Origin of the sequence: Marinobacter guineae, assembly GCF_002744735.1 — a bacterium.
Lineage (GTDB): Bacteria > Pseudomonadota > Gammaproteobacteria > Pseudomonadales > Oleiphilaceae > Marinobacter > Marinobacter guineae.
Window position 1 is genome coordinate 1,370,643 of record NZ_KZ319339.1, and the last position, 23,776, is coordinate 1,394,418.

The window sequence follows — 23,776 nt, forward strand, 5'->3', positions numbered from 1 at the left end:
GAACCGCCATCATGTTCAACAAAGTACTAATCGCCAACCGAGGCGAAATCGCGGTCCGCACCATTCGCACCCTCAAGATCATGGGGATTGGCAGTGTGGCGGTCTATTCCCATCAGGACCGCCACAGCCTGCACGTCACCCTCGCCGATGAATCCGTGGCCCTCACCGGCAACGGCGCCAGTGAAACCTACCTCGACAAGGCCCAGATTCTGTCGGCCGCCAAGCACACCGGCGCCCAGGCGATTATTCCGGGGTATGGCTTTCTGTCCGAGAACGCCGACTTTGCCGAGGCGTGCGAGGCGGACGGCATTGCCTTTATCGGCCCCACACCTGAGCAGATGCGCGAATTCGGCCTGAAGCACCGGGCCCGGGAACTGGCCGAAGCCGCCGGTGTGCCCCTGGCGCCTGGCAGCGGCCTGCTGGAAAGCCTGGATGAAGCGGTGAGCACCGCCAACCGGCTCGGCTACCCGGTGATGCTGAAAAGCACCGCCGGCGGTGGCGGTATCGGCCTCACCCGCTGTAACAGCGAAAGCGAACTGCGGGACGCCTTTGAAACCGTGCGCCGCCAGGGCCAGAGCTTCTTTAACGACAGCGGTGTGTTCCTGGAGCGCTTCATCGCCCGGGCCCGCCATGTGGAAGTGCAGATGTTCGGTGACGGCGCAGGCAATGTGGTTGCCCTGGGCGAGCGGGACTGCTCCCTGCAACGCCGGAACCAGAAAGTGGTGGAGGAAACCCCGGCCCCGAACCTGCCGGCCGCCACCCGCCAGAAGATGCTGGATGCCGCCGTCTCCCTCGGGCAGTCGGTGAATTACCGCTCCGCCGGCACCGTGGAATACATCTACGACGCCGACCGGGACGAGTTTTACTTCCTGGAAGTAAATACCCGCTTGCAGGTTGAGCACCCGGTGACCGAGTCTGTCACCGGTCTGGACCTGATCGAATGGATGCTGAAGATCGCCGCCGGTGAAAGCCCGGACCTGGCCGGTTTCGAGCCGGAACTGAACGGCGCGTCCATGGAAGTGCGCATCTACGCCGAAGACCCGCTGAAGGATTTTCAGCCCTCCCCAGGCGAGCTGACCGATGTGCACTGGCCGGAAGACGATGTGCGGGTGGATACCTGGGTGGAAAACGGCAGCGAAGTCTCTGCTCATTACGACCCCATGATTGCCAAGCTGATCGTGCATGGCAAAGACCGGCACGAGGCCCTGGCCAAACTGAAAGCCGCCCTGGCGGAAACCCGGCTGATGGGCATTGCCACCAACCTGGACTATCTGCGCCAGGTGGTGGCCCAGCAGAGCTTTGCCGATGGCATTGTCTCCACCCGGGCACTGGAGAGCTTCGAGTTCAAACCCTCCGTGGCGGAAGTGGTCAAACCCGGCACCTACACCACCGTGCAGGACTACCCGGGCCGCGTGGGCTACTGGAACATCGGCGTTCCGCCCAGTGGCCCGATGGACGATTACGCCTTCCGCATTGCCAACCGCATCGTCGGCAACCACCACGAGGCCGCGGGCCTGGAAGCCACCCTGATCGGCCCCAGCCTGAAGTTCCACAAGGATTCCGTCGTCGCCCTGACCGGTGCCCTCACCGAAGCCACACTGGACGACAAGCCGGTGGAATTCTGGAAACCCATCACCGTAAAAGCCGGCCAGGTTCTGGCGGTAGGCAAGGCCATCAAGGGCTGCCGCACCTACCTGGCCGTGCGCGGCGGCTTTGATGTGCCGGTCTACCTGGGCAGCCGCTCCACCTTCGCCCTCGGCCAGTTCGGCGGCCACGGCGGCCGACCTTTGCGCCCCGGCGACATGCTGGGAATCAGCCAGATCAGCCTGCCGGCCTGCACCACCACGGCACCGACACACGATCCCGCACCGGCAGATCCGGACCTGATACCCAACTACCCGGACCATTGGGAAATCGGCGTGCTCTATGGCCCCCACGGTGCCCCGGATTTCTTCACCGAACAGTCCATTGAGAAATTCTTCGAGCAGGACTGGGAAGTGCACTACAACTCCAACCGCCTGGGCATCCGCCTGAACGGACCAAAGCCGGAGTTCACCCGGGCCGACGGTGGCGAAGCGGGCCTGCACCCCTCCAACATCCACGACTGCGAATACGCCATCGGCTCCATCAACTTCACCGGCGACATGCCGGTGATCCTCACCAAGGACGGCCCCAGCCTGGGCGGCTTCGTGTGCCCGGTGACCATCGCCAAGGCGGAACTGTGGAAAGTCGGCCAGGTGAAACCCGGCGATACCATCCGGTTCGTGGCCATTGATAACGACACCGCCGTAGAGCTCTCCGAGCGCCAGGAACTGGCCATCAAGAGCCTGATGGCACCACCGGAGGTGGGTTTGGCGAAGCCAGACCTGGCTCCGGTGAACGGCCTTTCCGCGACGATCCTCGCCCATCTGGACGAAACCGACGGCCGCCCGGAAGTCACCTACCGCCAGGCTGGCGACCAGTACATCCTGCTGGAATACGGCCCCAACGTGATGAACCTGGGCTTCCGCTTGCGCATCCATGCCCTGATGGAAGCCATCGCCGACGTGCAACCCAACGGCCTGTTGGAACTCTCCCCCGGCGTACGCTCCCTGCAGTTGCGGTACGATGCCCGCATCCTACCCCAGGCGGCGCTGATGGAGTACCTGCTGGACCTGGAAGCCACCCTGCCGCCCACGGACGAACTGAAAGTCCGCAGCCGGGTGATCCACCTGCCCATGGCCTTTGAAGACAGCGCCACTCTGGAGGCGGTGGATAAATACCGCCAGTCGGTCCGTGACACTGCTCCCTGGCTGCCCAACAACGTCGACTTCATGCAACGCATCAACGGCCTGCCCAGCCGCGAGGCCGTCCGCGACATCCTGTTCTCGGCAAGATACCTGGTGCTCGGCCTTGGCGACGTCTACCTCGGCGCCCCCTGCGCCGTGCCCCTGGACCCAAGACACCGGATGCTCACCTCCAAATACAACCCGGCCCGGACTTACACGGCAGAAGGCACCGTGGGCATCGGCGGCGTGTACATGTGCATCTACGGCATGGACTCCCCCGGCGGCTACCAACTGGTGGGACGCACACTGCCGATCTGGAACAAATACCTGAAAAACCCCCAGTTCGCCGAAGGTGCTCCCTGGCTGCTGCGGTTCTTCGACCAAGTGTGCTACTACCCCGTCACCGAAACCGAACTGGATGAAATGCGAGACCAGTTCCGCGCCGGCCAGCTGACGGTGAAAATCGAAGAAGAAACCTTCGACCTGAAATCCCACCAGGCCTTCCTCGACGCCAACGGCGACTCCATCGCCGAGTTCCGAAAACTGCAGCAAGCGGCTTATGCGAAAGAAGTGGCCCTGTGGAAAGACAGCGAAGCCGAGGAACTCGATAAGCTGGCCAAGGCGCCGCCGAAAGCGGACGTGTCTGACCTGGAGAAGTTCGGGGAGCTGGTGAGTGCGGAGATTGCCGGTAACATCTGGAAGTGCCTGGTGAAAGCCGGGGATACGGTAGCTGAAGGTGATCCATTGGTGATCGTAGAGGCCATGAAGATGGAATTCGAGATAAACGCGACCCAGGCCGGGGAGATCAGTGCCATGCATGTGGAGCCCGGTAAGGCCGTGACTCCCGGGGAGCCTCTGCTGAGCATCAAGATCTGACTCTGAGTAACTCTCTTCGCGGGAGTTAGACCTCGTTAAAAACTGGCCTCTTGTTTTGGAGTAAAGCCGTTGGGGGCAGGCCTGTCACAGACACGCCGTGAACCCATCCCTGGGGGCTTGAGCGCAGCATCCCTGCTGCGCACAGTCTGTGACAGGCCTGCCCCCAACGGCTTCCAGACATAAGGTGATTGCGGTTTGAGAAAAAGAAAGGTGACTTGGTTGACTGACGGGCAGAGTAGGTCCGACCTTTCAAAGGAAAACCGTCAAAGTGCCGGTATTGGTTTCTGGCAGGCAAAGGGAGTCGGGACGGATGGTGGGGTGCGGGTTTCAAAAGTGTGCGCAGCAGGGATGCTGCGCTCAAGCCCCCATGGATGGGTTCACGGCGTCTTTTGAAACCCGCACCCCACCAGCCGGCCCAGCGGCCAATCACCATACCAAGAGGCCCCGAAACCAAGGGACAAACAGAACAATGGCAACAAACACCAAAAGAAAAGAGTCCATGGCAGACAGGGTTTACGAGGCCCTGAAGGACGACATCTTTGAGTTCCGCCTGATCCCCGGTGACAAGTTCAGCGAGGGCGATGTGGGAACGCGCCTGCATGCCAGCCGGACGCCGGTTCGGGAGGCGCTTTACCGGTTGCAGCGGGAAGGATACGTAGAGGTCTTGTTCCGCAGCGGCTGGCAAGTGAAGCCATTCGACTTCCAACAGGTAGAAGAACTCTACGACCTGCGGATTACCCTGGAACGAGCGGCGATGCACAAGATCTGCGGCCTGGCCGAGCAGCCCCAGGCATTGCGGATGCTGACCGCCATCTGGAACCCGGACCATCCCTCCGAGCGGGCGGTAGGCAGCACGGTTCGGGCGCTGGACGAGAGTTTTCACTGTGATCTGGTGGCTGCGGCCGGTAACCGGGAAATGACGCAGATTCACCGGGAAATTACCGACCGGCTGCGGATCATCCGGCGGCTGGACTTCACGCGGGTTGATCGGGTGGATGCCACCTATGTGGAGCACGCCGCCATTCTGGAGGCACTGCGAAGTAGCATGGCCACCGAGGCGGCGGACCGATTGACCCGGCATATTCGCGCCAGCCAGAAGGCTGTTCGGGAGATTACAATGGAGCGAATTCGGGAGGCCGCTGAGGCGCACCGGCAGAGCCCCGTTGAAAGTGAGCAACAACCTACCTCTCAGGGGGCATAAATACTGAACCCGAGTTCATTTTGGCGACCGCCGGAATGCTCACAAGCCTGTAAGACATATCGCACACACCTCGGAGCGAATGTCCGATATGGCCGAATCAGATCCCCCGTAGAATGGTCCGTGTCAGGGATGACAAGCCAGCAAGGAACGTTGGCTCAAGGACGAGAACTCCAGGGAAGAGCCCTCCACGGATCAGGAGTTGCCCTAAGGATCAGGGCTTACAGGGATGACCACAGGGATGATGCGCTCAGGATGATGCGCACGCCTGAAGGACCAGGCAGGGATCAGCCACGGAATCGGGGACCACAAGGAACGTGGTCCCGTCCGTGCACTTTTATTGCCTACCGGACATTTCTGCTCTCTTCTTACATTTCGCTTCTGCTGCTTTGCGCCCTGGCACAAAACCAAAAAACGCAACACAGCTTCAGGAGCTCGTATCTATGAAACGCACACCGATTTTCGCCACCCTCGTTCTGCTGTTCAGCCTGGTTACCGGTTTTGCCTACGCACAGGAAGCAGCCGTTAACATCAACACCGCCGACGTATCCACGCTCGCCAGCCTGAATGGCATCGGCCAGAGCAAGGCCGAAGCCATCGTTGCCTACCGCGAAGCCAATGGCCCCTTCGCGGTAACCGCCGACCTCTCCAAGGTAAAAGGCATTGGCGAACGCACCGTTGAAAAGAACGCCGAGCGTCTGACCGTCAAGTAACACCACCGGGCAGTGGCGCTCTGCCGCTGTCCTTTTTTGCCGTTAGTGACGAGCCCGGAAAAGGTACTCTTCCGGCGCCATGTCGTTACGAACGGCCTCGCGGATGGATAGGTCGATCTGATTACTGTCCAGGTCATGTAAACCGCAATTGGCAAGGGCCTTCCGCACAATGACATTCTGTCCAAGGTATTCGTAGAGCACCCTGGCGCAACAGGGCATCCGTTCACTGTTGTCCGAAACCCCTATCTTCAGCCCGGTCAACCGGGTAACCCGATTACGGAAACTGGGGAAGAGAATAGTCTGCGTGACCTCGTGGCGGTTGAGTGTTTCATAATCCACCAGGAACAAGCGGTCCGTTAGCAAGTAGGCAATGCCCTGATACCGATTGTGGCAGGGCGGCTCGTTGCTGGTCGCCCGCATTCGTTCCGTGCGTTGGAAGACCACGCGGTTGCCCCGGCGCTCCAGACACACCAGGTTCTGTAGCACCTTTCCAGGCGCCGACATAGACTGGTAGTACTCGTAGTAATAACCAAGGTAGCTATCAACATCACCCCGGGCTTCATGATCGAGCCGGTCAAGATGTTCCTGGATGAAATCCTCTTCCTGGTTCGGCCGGGCCTTGATCTTAGGGCGCACATCCACCACGCGTCGGAACTGGCCATGGGGCAGAAGAATTTCCTGCTCTTCCACACCAAAAAACTCGCACAGACGGCGCAGTGTATTCGCCGAGGGTTTGTGCTGGCCGCCCAGGTATCTGTTGAATTGCGGGCGATTGATACCAAGGCGGCGGCAAACCTCCGCAATGGACTTGTAGTAGCTACAGAGCAGCCTGAGGTTCTGAGCCAGATCCTGATGCATTCGATGTATCGCCCGCTGTGTCGTCGAGATGCCCGGTGCGTCAGGTTGCGATAGCGCTACTTGACGCTATAAATGCAACATATCACGCCATACAGGCAATGATGCGCAAATTCTAGCAAGGGTACTCAATTGGTTAAATAGGAACTTCACACAACAACAATCATCATCGGAGTTGCTTATGTTGGAGTTTCTGAACGAATTACTGTGGGGCAAGGTTCTGATTGCCCTGTTGGTCACCGTTGGTATTGGGTTCACCGTCGCCTCCCGCTTCGTACAGTTCCGCTATTTCGGGCGCATGTTCCGGATTCTCAGTGCCAGCCAGGCCTTCCAGAAAGACAAGCACGGCCACCTGAGTTCCTTTCAGGCGCTGCTACTCTCGGTTGCCGGTCGCGTTGGCGGGGGTAATATTGCCGGGGTAGCGGTTGCAATTACCCTGGGCGGCCCCGGTGCCGTGTTTTGGATGTGGGTAGTCGGGCTCATGGGCATGGCCACCAGTTTCCTTGAATGCTCCCTGGCCCAGACTTACAAGGTGGCTGAACCCGACGGCACCTATCGCGGCGGGCCGGCCCATTACATTGCCCGTGGCCTTGGTGCCCGCTGGAAATGGATGGCAGGCCTGTATTCGGTTCTGTTGCTGCTGACTTTCGGCTTTGGGTTCACCGCCCTGCAGTCCTATGCGGTTGCAACGTCTGTCGACGATGCATTCGGCATTCCCGTTTTCTACACCGGCATTGCGCTGGCAATGGTTGTGGGCCTGATCATCTTCGGCGGCGTCCGCCGTATTGCCCGGGTTGCTGAATTCCTGGTTCCGGTCATGGCAGGCAGCTACCTGCTGATCACTGCCGTCGTTCTTGCCCTGAATATCGAACAGATTCCGGACGTCTTCATGCTGATCGTCAACAGCGCCTTCGGCCTTGAGCCAGTTGTAGGTGGCGGTATCGGCGCGGCCATTCTGATGGGCGTCAAACGCGGCCTGTTCTCCAACGAAGCAGGACTGGGCAGTGCACCAAATGTCGCGGCCGTCGCCTATGTACCCCACCCCGCCAACCAGGGGGTGGTCCAGTCGTTTTCGGTATTCATCGACACCTTGATTATCTGTTCGTCCACCGCCTTCATCATCCTGCTGAGCGGCGTCTATGACCCAGTTGGCATGAGCGACGTTGGTGGGGTGGCTCTGACGCAGTCAGCGCTGGCAGACCACGTTGGTGACTGGGGGCGCAGCTTCGTAAGCGTTGCCCTGATGCTCTTTGGCTTCAGCACCATCCTTTACAATTACTACCTCGGTGAAAACAGCATCAATTTTTTCAGCACCGAGAACCAGAACTTCTTCAACACCTTCCGTGTTGCCATCATCGGCCTGGTTTGCTGGGGCGCGACGACTGATCTGGGCACTGTATTCGGTTTTGCAGACGTCACTATGGGCCTCCTGGCTCTGGTTAACCTGATTGCGCTGATCGCCCTGTTCAAGCCAGGCCTTCGCATCCTGAAAGATTTTGACGACCAGATTGCCGAGGGGATTGAGCAGCCGGTTTTCGATGTTGCGCGCTTCAAGGATCTGAATCTGGACGCAGCCGCATGGGAAATCGAACCGGAGGATATCGAGCGCGTTCGATCCCGCGTTGGCCAGAGTGGCCAACCCGTCACTGAACGTTCCTGAGCAAACCTTCGCGGCCCCGGCCGGGGCCGCTTATATCCAGGCCTGGTGCCTGACTTCAAGGAAATATCCCGAAGCATGAACACTCGCATTGAACACGACCTCCTTGGCGATCTCCCCGTTCCAGCCGATGCCTGGTATGGCATACAGACCCAGCGCGCCCTGGATAACTTCTCGATCACCGGCGTTCCCATCAGCCATTTCCCGGACTTCGTCCGGGCGCTGGCCATGGTGAAAAAGGCGGCGGCGATGGCGAACCGCGACCTCGGGGCTCTAGCGCCCCACAAAGCCGAAGCCATCCTGGCCGCGTGCGATGACATCATCGCCGGACATTTGCACGACCAGTTCGTGGTGGACCTCATTCAGGGCGGCGCCGGCACCTCCACTAACATGAACGCAAACGAGGTGATTGCGAATCTCGCACTTGAAAAACTGGGCCATGGCCGGGGCGAGTATCACCATCTCCACCCGAACGACGACGTCAATCGCTCGCAGTCCACCAATGACGCCTACCCCACGGCAGTGTGCCTGGCCGTGCAGTTTGCTGCGGAACCTCTGGAGCGAGTCATCATCCATCTCAAGGAAAGCCTCGAACAGAAAGGCCGGCAATTCGCGGATGTGGTCAAGATGGGGCGCACCCAGTTGCAGGACGCCGTACCCATGACCCTGGGCCAGGAGTTCGAGGCCTTCGCCGTTAACCTTGGCGAAGATATCGAACGCCTGCACGAAGCCAGCCGGCTGCTCTGTGAAGTGAACCTCGGCGGAACCGCTATTGGTACGGGAATCAATACCCACCCTCGTTATCAGGCACTTGCGGTCAACTATCTGGCCGAAATCTCCGGAAAACCCCTGGTCTCCGCGAGCAACCTGGTGGAAGCGTCGTCCGACATGGGCGCCTTTGTGCTGTTTTCAGGCATCCTGAAGCGCTTTGCGGTGAAGCTGGGCAAGATGTGCAACGACCTTCGTCTGCTCTCCTCGGGGCCCCGAACGGGCTTGGGAGAAATTCTGCTCCCCCCCATGCAGCCCGGTTCTTCCATCATGCCGGGCAAAGTCAATCCGGTGATTCCCGAGGCGGTGAACCAGACTGCCTATCAGGTGATTGCCAGCGACCTGGCGGTGACCCTCGCAGCCGAAGCCGGACAGCTTCAGCTCAACGCCATGGAGCCGCTGATCGTCTTCAATCTGCTCAACTCCATGAAAATGCTTGGTTCCGCCTGCAGCATGCTCGACGAACGGTGCATTAAAGACATTCGCGCCAACACCGAGCAATGCGCACGGCACCTGGACAATAGTATTGGCATTATTACCGCTCTCGTTCCAAGGCTGGGATATTCCAACGCTACGCGAATCGCCTCAAAGGCATTGAATTCCGGCTCCACGGTACGGGATCTGGTGCTGGAGGAGGGCCTGCTGGATGCCGGCGAGCTAGACCGTCTGCTCAGCCCACGGGCGATGCTCGCACCTGTCGGAGACGAGCTGTGACCCCCCGGGTACTGGTGCTCTATACCGGGGGGACCATCGGTATGGTCTCCTCCAACGGTGCTTATGTTCCGGGCCCGGATTTCGGCGCACGACTGGCCCGCCACCTCGGAGGAAGACGCAGCGAGTTGCCGCAGTTCGATGTCGTCGAACTGGACCAACTCATCGACAGCGCGAATCTGACGCCCGAAAACTGGACGACGATGGCCCGGGTGCTCGTCGAGAACTGGGATCACTATAGCGGCTTTGTAGTGCTCCATGGCACGGACACCATGGCCTTCACCGCCTCGGCCCTCTCCTATATGCTCAAGGGCTGCGACAAACCGGTGATCCTGACTGGATCGCAGATCCCGCTTGAGCGGTCCCGTACCGACGCGATGGATAACGTGATCACCTCGCTGGCCCTGGCGGCCTTACAGGAGATTTCGGAAGTGTGCCTGTACTTCCGTGGCAATCTGCTCCGGGGCAACCGTGCACGGAAACTGAAGATCAGTGAACTGGATGCGTTCGATTCCCCCAATGCGCCCCGGCTTGGCCGGGGCGGAATCGACCTGGGCCTACGTCACGACCTGCTCCTTCCCCCCGGGAAGCCGGATTTTCAGATACCCACGTTTAACCCCCGGTCCGTGGCGGCCCTTACACTGTACCCGGGCATACCAGCGGCCCTCGTTGAGGCGGCCCTGGCGTTACCGGGGTTAAGGGGGCTAGTTATCCATACCTATGGCGCAGGCAATGCGCCAGACGCAGACACCAGCCTGGTCCAGGTTTTGGCGCAGGGGATCAAGCGGGGCATTGCGGTTCTGAATGTCAGTCAGTGCCTACAAGGGCGGGTGGCGCAGAAGGCCTATGCGTCGGGCGCGGCACTGGACAGGATCGGGGTCATTCCCGGTGCAGACCTGACCCCGGAAGCCGCTTTTGCCAAACTGCATTTTCTGCTGGCCACAGGGCATTCAGCCGATTCTCTCCGAAAGGCGCTGCAACAACCTCTGAGTGGTGACTCAAACCAGATTACAGCTGGAGGGAATGGCTGAATTTCCAGTGCCCCTAAAGTCGCCTGGCAACACCGCACTCGCCACCCTATTATTACCGGATAACAATTCCAACACGGTTGAGCGGCGGCATATGGTTGATACCATCAGGGTTTACCCATCAAAACCTGCAAAAGTCTATTTCTACGGCACCTGTCTGGTAGACATGTTCTATCCGGATGCGGGCATTGCCGGGGTGGAGCTGCTGGAGCGGGAAGGCATCGAGGTGCTGTTTCCGCAAAACCAGACCTGCTGCGGCCAGCCTGCCTACACCTCCGGCTACCATGACCAGGCCCGCTCGGTGGCCAAGGCCCAGCTGGATCTGTTCCCCGGGGACTGGCCCATCGTGGTGCCTTCCGGTTCCTGTGGCGGGATGATGCGCAAGCATTACCCGGCCCTGTTCAAGGACACCACGGACGAAGTGAAAGCCGCCGGCATTGCCGGGCGGGTCTGGGAGCTGACCGATTTTCTGCTGAACGTGTGCCACATCAAGCTGGACGATCTGGGCGAACCCACCACCGTGGCCATGCACACCTCCTGCTCGGCCCGCCGTGAAATGGGCGTGGCGGAAGTAGGCCCGAAACTGCTGGGCCAGCTGAAGAACGTGAACCTGGTGGAGCAGATCCGACCGGAAGAATGTTGCGGTTTTGGTGGCACCTTTGCGGTTCGCCACCCGGAGATTTCCGGCGCTATGGTGAGCGAAAAAGTGGATACCCTGGTGGAAGCTGGCACCAAGGAATTCGTCACCACCGATTGCGGCTGCCTGATGAACATTGCCGGCTACGCCGAGAAGAACCAGAAGCCCCTTGAGGGCCAGCATATTCTGAGTTTCCTGTGGGCGCGCACCCAGGACAAAGGGGGGCAACAGTCATGAGCGAAACAGCCGAACACACTGACCATCACATCGATGTAAAACAGTTTCACCCCCGCGCCCAGGCGGCTATACAGAACCCGAAGATCCGCAAGAACTTCCGCAGCGCCATGGACGGGCTGATGTCCAAGCGCAAGGCCGCCTTTGAGGGCTGGGACCTGGAAACCCTGCGGGATCTGGGCGCCAATATCCGCATGCGCGCCCTGGCCAATCTGCCGGATCTGCTGGAGCAGCTTGAGAAAAAGCTGACGGAAAACGGCGTCAAGGTCCACTGGGCGGTGGACGGCGATGAGGCCTGCCGGATTGTCCGGGACATCTGCAAGGCCCGGGATGCCAAGACGGTGATCAAGGGCAAGTCCATGGTCTCCGAGGAAATGGAGCTGAACCATTACCTGCAGGAACAGGACATCGAGGCTCTGGAATCGGACCTGGGCGAGTACATTGTGCAGCTGGCGGATGAAACACCGTCGCACATCATCATGCCCGCGATTCACAAGAATACCGGTGAGATTTCCCAATTATTGCACGATAAAACCGGCACGGACCTTTCCAACGATGTGGAATACCTCACCGCCAGCGCCCGACTGCAGTTGCGGGAAAAGTTCATGAACGCGGATGTGGGGGTTTCCGGGGTTAACTTTGCGGTGGCGGAAACCGGCACCCTGTGCCTGGTGGAGAACGAAGGCAACGGAAGGATGACCACCACGGTACCGCCCTGCCACATTGCGGTCACCGGCATCGAGAAGGTGGTGCCGACCATGGAAGACCTTACCGGACTGTTGGCCCTGCTCACCCGCTCGGCCACGGGCCAGCACATCACCACCTACTTCAATATGATTTCCGGCCCGCGCAAGGCAGAGGAGCTGGACGGCCCTGAGGAAGTCCATCTGGTGCTGGTGGATAACGGCCGCTCGTCGATCTACCAGGATGACGAACTGCTGGATACGCTGCGCTGCATTCGCTGCGGCGCCTGCATGAACCATTGCCCGGTGTATACCCGGGTAGGTGGCCATGCCTATGGCACCACTTACCCCGGCCCCATTGGCAAGATCCTGATGCCGCACCTGATTGGCCTGGATGAAGGCCGCCACCTGCCGACCGCGTCCAGTCTCTGTGGCGCCTGCGGAGAGGTATGTCCGGTGAAGATTCCGATTCCGGATCTGCTGGTACGGCTGCGCCAGGAATCGGTGGATGGCGACAAGCTGCACCCGGCCAAGGTACGCGGCCATGGCGCCAAGCGCAGCACCATGGAGGCGATGATCTGGAAAGGCTGGGCCTGGATGCACGCCAGCCCCGGGTTCTACCGCTTTGGCACTGGTGCCGCCAGCAAGCTGCGGGCGTTGCAGCCTGCCAGTGCCGGCGCCTGGACCGACTACCGGACAGCGCCGAAGCTGGCCGCCAAAACCCTGCACCAACGGATGAAGGAGCGCGGCCAATGAGTTCCCGGGAAACAATTCTGCAGCGCCTGCGCAACCGTACCGGCGGCGAGCTGACGGTGCCGGAGTGCGATTTTTCCGTGCTTCAACGGCCGGACTGGTCCACAGCGGAGCGTGTTGACCGGTTTGAGAGAATGATAGAGTCGGTGCACGGTGAGGTTCACCGCTGTACTGACGACAATTGGATGAACCGTCTTGCTGAAATTCTGGCCACCCGCGGTGCCCGCAATCTGCTGGTGGCAAAAACCCACGAGATCAGCCAGTCCCTGCGCAACGCCGGGCGCAATGATTTGCCGGAACTGCTGATCTACGATGAGCCTGTACACAGCTGGAAGGGGCACCTGTTCAATGAAGTGGACGCCAGCATCACCTCCACCCGGGGTGGCATTGCCGAAACCGGCTCACTGATCCTGTGGCCAACGGTGGATGAACCTCGGCTGATGAGCCTGGTGCCGCCAGTGCACATTGCCATCCTCAAGGCCTCGGAACTTTATACAACCTTCCATGAAGCCATGAAGGCCCAGAACTGGTCCGCTGGCATGCCGACCAATGCCCTGTTAATCTCTGGCCCTTCCAAAACCGCCGACATTGAGCAGACCCTTGCTTACGGTGTTCACGGTCCCAAAGAGCTGATTGTACTGGTTATTGAATGATTCGAGGCGCCCTGCTGATCGCCCTGGCTGCCCTGCTCTGGGCGACCACGGGTATTGTTGCGAAATTCCTGTTCACCGGCACCGAGCTTCAGGCCATCACCCTGGGCTTTCTGAGGTTGGCGGTGGCGTTACCGTTTTTCTGGCTGCTGATGCGGCGGGAACAGGCACGCCTTGAGCGAGCCAATCCCGGCGCCAGGGCGCCCGGCAGCTCGCTACGAAGCCTGACACCAAAAGCCTTACTGCCCTTGGCCGCTCTGGGGCTGTTCCAGGCGTTTTACCAGGGCAGTTATCTGCTCGCCGTGGATCTCACCGGCGCAGGCATCGCCACCCTGATTGCGCTGTGCCTGCCGCCAGTACTGGTCGCCATCCTGGCGGCACCGTTGCTGGGCGAAAAGCCGGGCTTGCTGACGATACTCTCTCTGATCGCCGCCATTGCCGGCACCGCCATGCTGGTGCTCAGCGATATGGATACCAGCGGCACTCTGCGCCTGGCGGGCATTCTGATGGCGCTGCTGGCAGCCGTGGTCTACACCGGCTTTACCCTGACCAGCCGATACAGTTCCGCTGGCACCCCGGTATTCACCACGGCTTTTATCTGCTTTTTTACCGCAGCGTTGATTCTGTTACCGGTGGTGGCAGTGAGTGGCGGATTTGAGGGGCTGGAAAGCCTGGAGTTGAGGCACTGGCTGATGGTGGGCTACATCGGCGTAGTGCCGACGTGCATTGGCTATGTGAGCTTCTTCACTGGTATGAAAACCACACCGGCTACCCTTTCCAGCATCATTGTCACCCTGGAACCCCTGTTTGTGGCTCTGCTGGCCTGGGTGTTCCTGGAAGAAGTACTGGGGCCTATCGGCATTGCCGGCGCGCTGATTCTGACCGCAGCGGTGATCGTCGCATCCCGATATGGCAGCAAGCCCGCAGCCGGCCAGGTGGCCGGCGCGGACTGAGCGATATCAGCTCATCTTGCGCTGCTTCTCGAGCATGTCTGGCTGCAGGATTTCGATCCAGTAGCCGTCTGGGTCTTTGATAAAGGCCAGGCCTTTCATCTTGCCGTCGTCCGGCTTTTTCACGAATTCCACGCCGAGCCTTTCGAGGCGATCGCAGGCGGCGTAAACATCCGGTACCGCAATGCCAATGTGGCCAAAACCCTGGGGCTCATCGTTGCCGTTATGGTAGGCGAAGTCCTCGTCGTCTTCGGTGCCCCAGTTGTGGGTCAGCTCAAGCATGGCTTCGCGGCCGAAGGTAAAGGTGGTGCGGTGGGCGTCGTCATGGGGCACCAGGCCGGCCTGGCGGTCATCCAGGTAACCCAGGAAATACAGGGTGAACTTCATTTCCGGGAAATCCAGTTTGCGAACCAGGCGCATGCCCATCACTCGGGTGTAGAAGTCCATGGAACGCTCGGGTTCCTTGATACGCATCATGGTCTGATTGAATACGTAGCCTTCGGTTTCCGGAACGGGTTCTTCGTGGAGGCCGGGGGCCTGTTCGAAATGCTTGGGCATTTTGGTTTTCCCTTTTTTCGCAGGATTCAACCATTATACCTGCGTGCGTTTCAGGGGAATTTCAAGGGCGGAAAAAAGACCCCGGGGCCAGAGACGCACCGCCGGGGTCTTGAGGGCCGGTTTTTGGCCGGCGGTTCTTCAGAGACGCTCTGAAGTCTGGGGGCCAGGGTTGTCTTGGCCGATCTGGGCTTGGGGGCTGGCAGGGGCATGAGGGGTAGTTTCTTCCGGGAATCCGGAACTCGCTTCGCTCAGACATCCGTTTCCCTGCAGAAACTACCCCTCACACCCCTGCCGGTTCACTTTTTTGCCGGCGCCCCTGAATACAACTCCTGATTCCTGTCTAATTCGCCAACTGGTGTTCTTCGCCTTTGTAATAGGCCTCTACTCTTGGGTTCATGACCCTTCGCCAGAGTGGGGGGACCATCGCCAGGACGATCATTGCGGAGTAGCCGGCCGGTAGTTGGGGGGCGATGTCGTGGTGGCGGAGGACCTGGTAGCGTCTCTTGGCCCAGGCGTGGTGGTCGCTGTGGCGTTGGAGGTGGAACAGGAAGACGTTGGTGAGGAAGTAGTTGCTGTTCCAGCTGTGTTCCGGGCCGGTGCGTTCGTAACGGCCGTTTTCGAGTTTGCGGCGGTGCAGGCCGTAGTGTTCGAGGTAGTTGACGATCTCTAGTAGGCTGAGGGCGATGAAGCTCTGGCCGAGGAAAAACACCGCACCGAGCCAGCCGAAGGCGATGGTGAAGGCGGCCAGTACCAGGGCGCTGATGCTGTACCACCAGATCAGTTCGTTGCGCCAGCTGAGGGCTTTGTGGCCTTTGCGTTGCAGGCGTTCGGCTTCCAGTTTCCAGGCGTTAAGAAAGTTACGCACGTATGCCTGGGGCAGGAAGTTGTAGAGGGACTGGTTGTAACGTGATGAGGAGGCGTCTTCCGGGGTGGAGACGTGCACGTGGTGGCCACGCAGGTGTTCGACCTTGAAGCCGGCGTAGCAGACCAGTGACAGCAAAAAGCCGCCAGCCCGGGTTTCGAGTTTTTTGTCTTTGTGGATGAGTTCGTGGGCGACGTTGATGCCCAGGCCTCCGACAATTCCGATTGAGACGACCCACCCGATACCGCCAATCAGACTGAAGGTACCGGAAGCCAGTTCCAGCATGCTCCACACCAGTAATACCGCGAAGCCTGCAACCCAGCTCAGGGTAATGACCTTGTAGAAGAGTTCACTGTTCATCCGGGGTACATCGGTTTCTTCATCCGGATTCAGGGAGTCCTTGCCCAGCAGCATGTCCAGCACCGGAATGATTCCGAAAACAACGACAGGTACGCCCCAGGAAAACAGGTTTACCAGCCCGGTGGCCTGGCCGGCAGCTAACAGCAGGGGCGGCAGTACCAAGGGAATCATGGCAATCAGGTAGCTGTATTTCTTCAGGGTCAACAGTACCCGGCGGCGGGTGGCCTCCCGGTTTACCGACAATGGTGCTGTGCTCATTTCCTTCTCTCCTTCGAATGCTTGTTGGCGAAACAGTCATCGCTTGTTGTCTTCTGAATTATTGTCCTACAATGCATCAGTCGTCAACGATTGGTGGGAAGAATTTTTGACATTTGTCAGGAACCCTCGCCGCATCAGGGGGTTGTCGCTTTCTGAATTCGAGGCTGTGGTAAACTCATGCACACACTTTCTTACGCCGGCCTGAAGACCTCCGGGGCCAGCCGGCTTTCAAGACCTGTCCAGAGAGCCTTTATGGATTTTCAGGTACCCAACACACTGGCCGAGCAGATTGCCAATTACCTCGCGGAGCGAATCATGACCGGACGGATTCGCCCGGGAGAGCGGATTCAGGAGGCCACCCTGGCCGGAGAACTGAAGGTGAGCCGGGCCTCGGTGAAGGAGGCTCTGTACACCCTGGAACGCTGGCATCTGGTAGAAATCACCCCTCGCAAAGGTGCTTCAGCTACCCGGATGGACGCTGGCCATGCTTCCGAGCTTTACGATGTGTATATGCATTTGCTGATGATGCTGGCTGCGCGGCTGTGTGAGCGCTGGCAGGACAGTGATAAGCAGATGATGCTGGATGCGGTGGGCAAGGTTCTTGAACAGATGAGGGGGCCTTCCACTGATATTGCGGCGGTGGTGGAGGCGAGTTTTGGGGTGATGGAGGCTTGCTGCGAGGTGGTGGGAAATCCTTATCTCACGGAGGCTCTGTCGAACTTCAAACCGGCGGTGAGTCGGGCCTATTATCTTGGTGCCGACAAGTACCGGAAAGGGCTTGCCCAGACCAGTGAGTTTTTTACCAATCTGCCTCAGGCTGTGTTGGCGCGGGATTCGGTTAAGGCGCAGGCGTTGATTCGGGAGTTTGCGGAGCATCAGAAAGTTCTAATTCAGCAGGCCCTCGCTTCTTAGCATGGTGCATGCGAAGTGAATGGTCGGGCTTTCCAAAACACGCTGTGAATACTTCCCTGTACGCTCGGCTCCGCCATCCATGGCTCCGCACGGTTTTGGAAAGCCCGACCATTCCCTCCGCCGAGACCTTCTCGATACTTCGATTGTGACAAAGCGCACGGATCTTTATTGCCTCGCCCACTATCGTAACAGTCTGTAACAAACCGAAGTTTCCGCTGCATTGGTTATGCTGTCCCCCTGCGGCCCTGGGAGTGTTTTAACGCTCTCCGCTAAAAACAATAAACCGGACTTTTGGGGCCACCATGACTCAGTCACACGCCTGCCATCGAATAAGCACGTCTTCCACGCTTTCTGTCTGGGTACTCGCCCTTGCCCTTCCGCTGCCTGCGATGGCGGAGTTCAAACCGATGAACGATGGGGCCCTGTCGGGGGTCACCGGGCAGGCGGGGGTGACGATTGAGCTGGAGACCAAGCTCAGCATTGATCGCTTCAGCTGGATTGATGAAGGTTCGCTGAATGTGAACGGGCTGCGGCTCTCTGGCCAGAACGATACGGTGCTGGACAACATGAAGCTGACGATCGATATTGCCGGCGATGGGGAGGTGCTTGAGCACGGGTTTTCGGAGATTGCCCGTAGAGCCAATTCGGGGTTGTTGGACCCAAACAATCCGGATATGGCCGATGCTCTGGCGAAGTATTCTGTCGCTGGCTCTTTTGGTAAGCAGTTCGATAGCGGTGATCTGGTGATGCACCTGGGTGCGACGGATTATGGCGATCCGACCAGTCTGGAGGATTATCTTCAGGCGGTGGATTTTGAGCTGGCGGTGGACAGTGTGACCAGTTCAGGCAACGAGGGTTCGGCGACTCTGTTCTCGGATATCCTGTTGCAGGGTCACATCGGGCCGACGGATCTTGTAATTCGAAATGGGGGCAGTTCCACCCGTACTCTGACGAACGGCAATGAGGTTTCCGGTTCGGAGTTGCAGCTGGATACTCACTTCGAGATTACCAACGGCAGTCTGAACTGGGATGCCGCTGACGTTATCCTGCTGTTCAACTTTGCCGCCGTGGGCATCGAGGGGCTGCAGATTCATAACCGCCGGGGCGACGATACTCTCGGACACTTCGGAATGGCCAGTGCAACGGCGAAGTTGTCGCGGGGCACCAGCGCTGCTTCTGCCAAGGAGGGCCTGTCGGTTCACGATGTGGAGTTCCGGGCGGATATCGATATGCCCGTGTTCAAAGTAGGCGGCACCAGCATTGGTAGCGTTCAGTTCACGGACTTCGCCATTACCAACACCACCATGATGGTTTATGGACACTAGACACCAACCACACCCTACCCTGTAAACTGCCCGTCTTACTCTGACGGGCAGCCCATGACTGACTCCACTGACATCGATTACTCACAGCGCACCTCCGGGCGACGGCTGGCAATCTTCAGTCTGCTGTTCGTCGCGCTCACGACTGCCGGGCTGTACACCGTTTATGATCAGTTTGCCGAGCGGAGTATTAACTTCGATAACCGGCTCATCCAGCCGGGTGCCGTGCTTTCGATCATCGGCCTCTTGCTCATCTATTTTGTGGCAGACGGGCTGCGCCTCTACTTCACGCTCAGGGCTCTCGGTCAGCGGATGGCACTGTCGACCATGTTCCGGCTGGTGTTCATCAATCTCTTTTTCTCCAATATCACACCCATGGCGACAGGCGGCGGGTTCGCGCAGATCTGGTACCTTAACAACCACGGGGTGCCTGTGGGCACAGCCACGGCGGCCACCACCATTCGGACCGTGCTGGCGGTCATATTCATCTTTTCCCTGACGCCTGTGTTTCTGCTCACGCTGAATGCGCTGAAGGATCACGCCATTACCGGAAGCGTCGGTACTGCCCTGGCGGTCTTTATCCTGATTTACCTGGGCTTTTTCGCCATTCTGTTGTTCCGGACTCACTGGCTTATCGGTCCGCTCAGTAACCTTCTGAGCACTGCCCGCCGGATGCACCTGATCAGCGAATCCCGGCACCGGCGCTGGCAGTTCAAGGCCCGCCGGGAGATGCTGCGATTCTCCGGCAGCTTCAGCGACTACCTTCGCGGCCGCCCGCTCTTCGTGGTGATGTCCATTCTGTTTACCGCGGTTTTCCTGCTCAGCCTGTTCAGTTTCCCGGCGCTGCTAATCTACTGGCTGGGCTATAGTGTGGATTACCTGGTGTCCCTGGGGCTGCTGGTGGTAACCACGTTCATCATGTATTTCTCACCCACCCCCGGGGCGTCTGGCATTTCGGAGGGTGTTTTTGGCAGCTTCTTCCGGGATATCCTCTCTGGTAATCACCTGATTCTGGTGATTGTCGGCTGGCGTTTGCTGACCATCTACCTGGGCATGATTGTCGGACTGGTGGTCTTCCAGAGGGAACTGATTGCCAATCGCAGGAGCGCCTGATGATTTTCCGAAACCCACTCAAACTTCTGTTCTACCTGTGTTTGCTGGTGGTGCTTCTGCTGGTTGGCTACAAAGTTTACCTGAACCTGTTTACGGAGGATTTCGAAGGCGTTCACACCGAGCAGGTTGAGCGGATTGGTCGCCTTGTCGAGCCCGGAAAACCTTTCAGCTTCGCTGTCGTTGGTAACATCAATAACTCGGTGGGCATCTTTGAAGACCGCATCATTCCCGAGCTGAACGGTTCCGGCATCGAGTTTATGGTGTCCGCCGGCAATGCCGTCAGTGGTGGCGGGGAAGACAAATACCGCGCGCTTTATGGCACCCTGAGCCATCTGGACATTCCCTACCTGCTTACCTTCGGCGCCCACGAATACGAGCAATTCGGCAGCTTCCGGTTCTATGACCACTTCGGCCCGCACTTTTTCAGTATCCAGGCGGGCAATGCCCGGCTTATTTTCCTGGACAGCACCGGCAAAACCCCCTGGCGCTGGCAGATGCGGTGGCTGAATGACCTGCTGAAGCAGGATTCGTCCAAGGCCAGGATCCTGTTTATCGGCCACCCGCCCCTGCATCCCGACCAAAACGCGCCGTTTGATCAGAAGGCGGATTATCTGGCGCCGCCCGAGTTCCGGGACGCGCTGCTCGAAACCGTGAGTGACCACAATATTGACCAGGTGTTTTCCGCCAACCTGTCACTGTATTCGGAAAAGTCCGTGGACGGCACCACCTTCATTACCACCGGGGGTGCCGGCGGCCTGGTAATGAACAACGACACCAGCTTCTACCACTATGTGCGGGTGAATGTGAGTGCTGAAGGTGACGTGAGCCACAGCCTGCAGCGCATGGAAGTGGGCCAGCATCCGGTTCTGAAGCGCCTGGAGAGCCTCTGGTTCTTTATCTATTCCGTGTTCTATACCGGCTATATCAATTTCCTGCTGATTGTTGCGGTGTTCGCGGCCATCACCATCAAGCTCTACGGTGCCATTTTCATCGGCAAGGACTACTACCCGGATTACGATCTGGACCCGGCGCCGTGGCTGGAGCGCCCGCTGAGAGTGGCCATGTTTACCAATAACTACCTGCCGTTCATCGGTGGCGTCCCCATTTCAATTGAGCGGCTGCGCCGGGGCCTGGAAAAGCTGGGAGACAAGCTGCTGATCGTAGCGCCCCGTTACAAGGGCCAACCGGAAGCAGAAGCCCATGTGCTTCGGGTGCCCTCCCTGTTTTCAATGGGCGAGGAACGGGAATTCCGGCTGGCCAACATATTCCTGGGCAGGATCCGCAAGCGGGTTCGTGCCTTCGGTCCGGATATCATCCATCTGCACCACCCCTTTTGGCTGGGCTCGCTAGGGCTGTTCGTTGCCCGCAGGCTTAAAGTGCCGGCAATCTATACTTACCATACCCGCCTGGAGCACTACGCCCACTTTGTGCCGCTGCCGGGCATGCTGTTCCGGAACCTGATTTCCCACGCCCTGATCAAGCATTTTGCCAACAAATGCGATGGTGTGATCGTGCCCACCTACTCCACCGAGGAATACCTGCGGATGATCGGGGTGAAGACGCCCACGTTTGTGCAACCCACGGGCATTGAATACCAGCGTTTCCAGGATGTTCGCCCGGAAGACATTGAGCAGCTGCGCGACCAGCTGAACCTGGGCGATGAAAAGGTGTTCGTCAGCGTTTCCCGGTTATCCAATGAAAAGAATATCGACTTCATGATTGAAGCGATTGATGCACTGAGGCGGGAAACCGATGTGCCTTTCCGGTTCCTGATGATTGGCGATGGCCATCAAAAAGACCGCCTTCAGGAGAAAATAGAACAGCTTGGGCTGGCCCAGTACTTTACCCTGGTGGGCGCCGTTCCCCCGGAAGACATGGCCATCTGGTACCGACTGGGTGACGCTTTCCTGTTTGCCTCGAAATCCGAGACCCAGGGCATGGTGATACTGGAGGCCATGGCCGCCGGGCTGCCGGTGGTGGCCGTGCGTTCCAGTGGTATTGAGGATGTGGTGCGGCACGGATTCAATGGCTTCAAGACGCCAGAGAAGCAGGATCAGTGGCGGGCACAAGTGAAAAAACTGCTGGAAGATGACGAACTGCGCGAGCAACTGGCTGAGCAGGCTCTGGATTTCGCGAAGGACTATTCCGTGGAGCAGTTCGCTACCGATGTCCGCACGATTTACGCCACCAGCCTGGCCATGTTCGCCAAGAAGCGGAGCCGCTCCGGTCACACATTGCAATAAGCGGGGTCCCGGAGAGGCTGTGGCGCCGACTTGCTGCTGCAGCGACGACGATCGCGGCGATTGACTGCCCCTTTCAGGGCGGTGTAAGGTTTTCCGCTACAGGCCGCAACACTCCGATACAAAACAAAAAAAAGGAAATATGAGATGATCAGATTTATCCGCAGTAAGCTGGCATTCCTGGCCGCGCTCACCGTGGCCGCCGGGGTCCAGGCCAGCGAATTCACCGACATGGATCCGGTGACCCTGCGCCTCGCCCACGTGGTCAACGAGCAGGATGGCTTCCACATTGCCGCCAAGAAGTTCGAGGCACTGGTCGAAGCGCGCACCGAGGGCAAGGTAGATATCGAGATCTACCCCAACGCCAGCCTTGGCGATGAGCGCACCCTGCTTGAGGGCATGCAGATCGGTACCGTAGACATGGGCGTGATCACCAACGGTCCGGTGGCTAACTTTCTGGAAGATATAGCGGTGTTCGAGCTGCCATTCCTGTTCCCCTCCCCCGAAGCGGCGTACGAGGTACTTGATGGTCCGATCGGCCAAGAGCTGCTTGACCGTCTCGCCGAGGTTAACCTCAAGGGACTGGCCTACGCCGAGCGCGGTTTTCGCAATCTCACCAATAGCGAACACCCGGTGGAGCGACCCGAGGACATCGACGGCCTGCGTATCCGCGTAATGGAGAACCCGGTCTACGTCGACACCTTCCGCGAGCTGGGCGCCAACGCCGTGCCGATGGCCTGGACCGAGGCGCTGACTGCCATGCAGCAGGGCACCATTGACGGACAGGAGAATCCGGTTAACGTCATCCATTCCTTCAAACTCTACGAGACTCAGGACTTCATGACGATGTCGCGCCATACCTATGCACCGGCGATCTTCGTCATCGGTATTCCGGTCTGGAGCAATCTGCCTGAAGCTGCACAGCAGGTCCTGAAGCAGGCAGCCCAGGAGGCCGCTGAGCACGAGCGTCGGGTAAACGCCGAGATGGAGGTCGAGCAGTTGGCCGAGCTTCGCGAGGCAGGTATGCAGATCGTCGAAGAGCCCGACATTACCGCGTTCCAGGCGGCGGTAGTCCCGGTCTATGAGAAGTACGGCGAACAGTTCGGCGACTACCTGCCGCGCATCCAGGAGGCGCTCAAGTAAGTGTCCTCTTTCGCCCATTCCCTGCTGCGACGGCTGCGGTGGAGTGAGCGCGCCCTTGATGCCGTCATCGCCCCTGTGGTCTTCATGGCGATGACGGCCTTGATCGGTGTGATCACCCTGCAGATCATCTCGCGAGGGCTCTTTACTGCGGTAGGTTGGACTGAAGAGGTCGCCCGCTTCCTCCTGATTTGGATCACATTCCTCGCCGCTACTTTGGCCTTCCAACGCGGCCGGCACATCGCTATGACCTTCGTGGTGGATACCCTTCCCGGCCTGCCTGGGCGCTTGGCCCGCATCGTCGCACTGCTAGTGGCGCTGGGCTTTCTGGTTGCGCTGATCGTGGTCGGCCTGGAGTATATGCAGTTACAGAGCTTCCAGAAATCTTCCTCGTTGCGCCTCTCCATGACCTGGGTCTACGCGGTCATGCCGCTTGCCGCGGCAATCATGGCCTGGTATGTCCTGGTCGATCTCTGTGCCCTGGCGGTAGACCAGCATGAACCTCGCGACTCAGACGGCGAATAGGCTCC

Annotated in this window: 19 protein-coding genes; 16 read left to right on the forward strand and 3 right to left on the reverse strand. The window is 59.1% G+C overall.

Annotation, left to right across the window (positions count from 1 at the left end):
- Positions 1 to 11 precede the first annotated feature (11 nt).
- The 3 genes from uca to CLH62_RS06400 all read left to right on the forward strand — a co-directional run bounded on the left by uca (position 12) and on the right by CLH62_RS06400 (position 5,555).
- On the forward strand, positions 12 to 3,644 hold the full coding sequence (gene uca, locus CLH62_RS06390; protein WP_099617264.1) for an urea carboxylase: 3,633 nt from the start codon (positions 12 to 14) through the stop codon (positions 3,642 to 3,644).
- Positions 3,645 to 4,143: 499 nt separating this feature from the next.
- Positions 4,144 to 4,845 (forward strand): GntR family transcriptional regulator, encoded by a 702-nt coding sequence (locus CLH62_RS06395; protein ID WP_228152781.1) that lies wholly within the window; start codon positions 4,144 to 4,146, stop codon positions 4,843 to 4,845.
- A gap of 440 nt (positions 4,846 to 5,285) precedes the next feature.
- Positions 5,286 to 5,555, forward strand: a complete 270-nt coding sequence (locus CLH62_RS06400; protein ID WP_099617266.1) for a ComEA family DNA-binding protein — start codon at positions 5,286 to 5,288, stop codon at positions 5,553 to 5,555.
- A 42-nt stretch (positions 5,556 to 5,597) separates the two neighbouring features.
- On the opposite strand, the gene CLH62_RS06405 is transcribed toward CLH62_RS06400, so the two are convergent.
- Positions 5,598 to 6,413: a helix-turn-helix domain-containing protein gene (locus CLH62_RS06405; RefSeq protein ID WP_099617267.1), complete on the reverse strand. Its 816-nt coding sequence runs from the start codon at positions 6,411 to 6,413 to the stop codon at positions 5,598 to 5,600.
- A gap of 178 nt (positions 6,414 to 6,591) precedes the next feature.
- On the opposite strand from CLH62_RS06405, the gene CLH62_RS06410 reads away from it, so the two are divergent.
- From CLH62_RS06410 to CLH62_RS06440, 7 genes are all read left to right on the forward strand, one after another.
- Entirely contained in the window at positions 6,592 to 8,070 is a 1,479-nt protein-coding gene (locus CLH62_RS06410) for an alanine/glycine:cation symporter family protein (RefSeq protein ID WP_099617268.1), read from the forward strand.
- Between the two features lie 63 nt (positions 8,071 to 8,133).
- Positions 8,134 to 9,549 carry an aspartate ammonia-lyase gene (locus CLH62_RS06415; RefSeq protein WP_228152804.1) on the forward strand — a complete coding sequence of 472 codons (1,416 nt, stop codon included), beginning with the start codon at positions 8,134 to 8,136 and terminating at the stop codon, positions 9,547 to 9,549.
- The gene (locus tag CLH62_RS06420) at positions 9,546 to 10,577 is read left to right on the forward strand and encodes a type I asparaginase (protein WP_099617270.1); all 1,032 of its coding nucleotides are present in this window, start codon (positions 9,546 to 9,548) and stop codon (positions 10,575 to 10,577) included. The genes CLH62_RS06415 and CLH62_RS06420 overlap by 4 nt, the downstream gene beginning before the upstream one ends.
- Positions 10,578 to 10,668: 91 nt before the next feature.
- On the forward strand, positions 10,669 to 11,448 hold the full coding sequence (locus tag CLH62_RS06425; protein WP_099617641.1) for a (Fe-S)-binding protein: 780 nt from the start codon (positions 10,669 to 10,671) through the stop codon (positions 11,446 to 11,448).
- Positions 11,445 to 12,884, forward strand: a complete 1,440-nt coding sequence (locus tag CLH62_RS06430) for a LutB/LldF family L-lactate oxidation iron-sulfur protein (RefSeq protein ID WP_099617271.1) — start codon at positions 11,445 to 11,447, stop codon at positions 12,882 to 12,884. The genes CLH62_RS06425 and CLH62_RS06430 overlap by 4 nt, the downstream gene beginning before the upstream one ends.
- Complete coding sequence (locus tag CLH62_RS06435) at positions 12,881 to 13,534, forward strand: LutC/YkgG family protein (protein WP_099617272.1); 654 nt, start codon at positions 12,881 to 12,883, stop codon at positions 13,532 to 13,534. The genes CLH62_RS06430 and CLH62_RS06435 overlap by 4 nt, the downstream gene beginning before the upstream one ends.
- Positions 13,531 to 14,484, forward strand: a complete 954-nt coding sequence (locus tag CLH62_RS06440) for a DMT family transporter (protein ID WP_099617273.1) — start codon at positions 13,531 to 13,533, stop codon at positions 14,482 to 14,484. Before CLH62_RS06435 ends, CLH62_RS06440 begins: the two co-directional genes overlap by 4 nt.
- Positions 14,485 to 14,490: 6 nt before the next feature.
- Here CLH62_RS06440 and gloA read toward each other — a convergent pair whose 3' ends face one another.
- Positions 14,491 to 15,039, reverse strand: a complete 549-nt coding sequence (gene gloA, locus CLH62_RS06445; protein ID WP_099617274.1) for a lactoylglutathione lyase — start codon at positions 15,037 to 15,039, stop codon at positions 14,491 to 14,493.
- 340 nt (positions 15,040 to 15,379) lie between these two features.
- Positions 15,380 to 16,519: an alkane 1-monooxygenase gene (locus CLH62_RS06450; RefSeq protein WP_099617275.1), complete on the reverse strand. Its 1,140-nt coding sequence runs from the start codon at positions 16,517 to 16,519 to the stop codon at positions 15,380 to 15,382.
- Between the two features lie 252 nt (positions 16,520 to 16,771).
- Between CLH62_RS06450 and CLH62_RS06455 the strand changes: the two genes are divergently transcribed.
- The 6 genes from CLH62_RS06455 (at position 16,772) to CLH62_RS06480 (ending at position 23,771) form a co-directional block, all read left to right on the forward strand.
- The gene (locus CLH62_RS06455; protein ID WP_099617276.1) at positions 16,772 to 17,431 is read left to right on the forward strand and encodes a GntR family transcriptional regulator; all 660 of its coding nucleotides are present in this window, start codon (positions 16,772 to 16,774) and stop codon (positions 17,429 to 17,431) included.
- 302 nt (positions 17,432 to 17,733) lie between these two features.
- Positions 17,734 to 18,756, forward strand: a complete 1,023-nt coding sequence (locus tag CLH62_RS06460; protein ID WP_099617277.1) for a DUF6160 family protein — start codon at positions 17,734 to 17,736, stop codon at positions 18,754 to 18,756.
- Between the two features lie 54 nt (positions 18,757 to 18,810).
- Entirely contained in the window at positions 18,811 to 19,866 is a 1,056-nt protein-coding gene (locus CLH62_RS06465; RefSeq protein ID WP_099617278.1) for a lysylphosphatidylglycerol synthase transmembrane domain-containing protein, read from the forward strand.
- The gene (locus CLH62_RS06470) at positions 19,866 to 22,109 is read left to right on the forward strand and encodes a glycosyltransferase (protein ID WP_099617279.1); all 2,244 of its coding nucleotides are present in this window, start codon (positions 19,866 to 19,868) and stop codon (positions 22,107 to 22,109) included. Before CLH62_RS06465 ends, CLH62_RS06470 begins: the two co-directional genes overlap by 1 nt.
- Positions 22,110 to 22,253: 144 nt before the next feature.
- Positions 22,254 to 23,249: a TRAP transporter substrate-binding protein gene (locus tag CLH62_RS06475; RefSeq protein WP_099617280.1), complete on the forward strand. Its 996-nt coding sequence runs from the start codon at positions 22,254 to 22,256 to the stop codon at positions 23,247 to 23,249.
- Positions 23,250 to 23,771 (forward strand): TRAP transporter small permease, encoded by a 522-nt coding sequence (locus tag CLH62_RS06480; RefSeq protein ID WP_228152782.1) that lies wholly within the window; start codon positions 23,250 to 23,252, stop codon positions 23,769 to 23,771.
- The last annotated feature ends 5 nt before the right edge of the window (positions 23,772 to 23,776 follow it).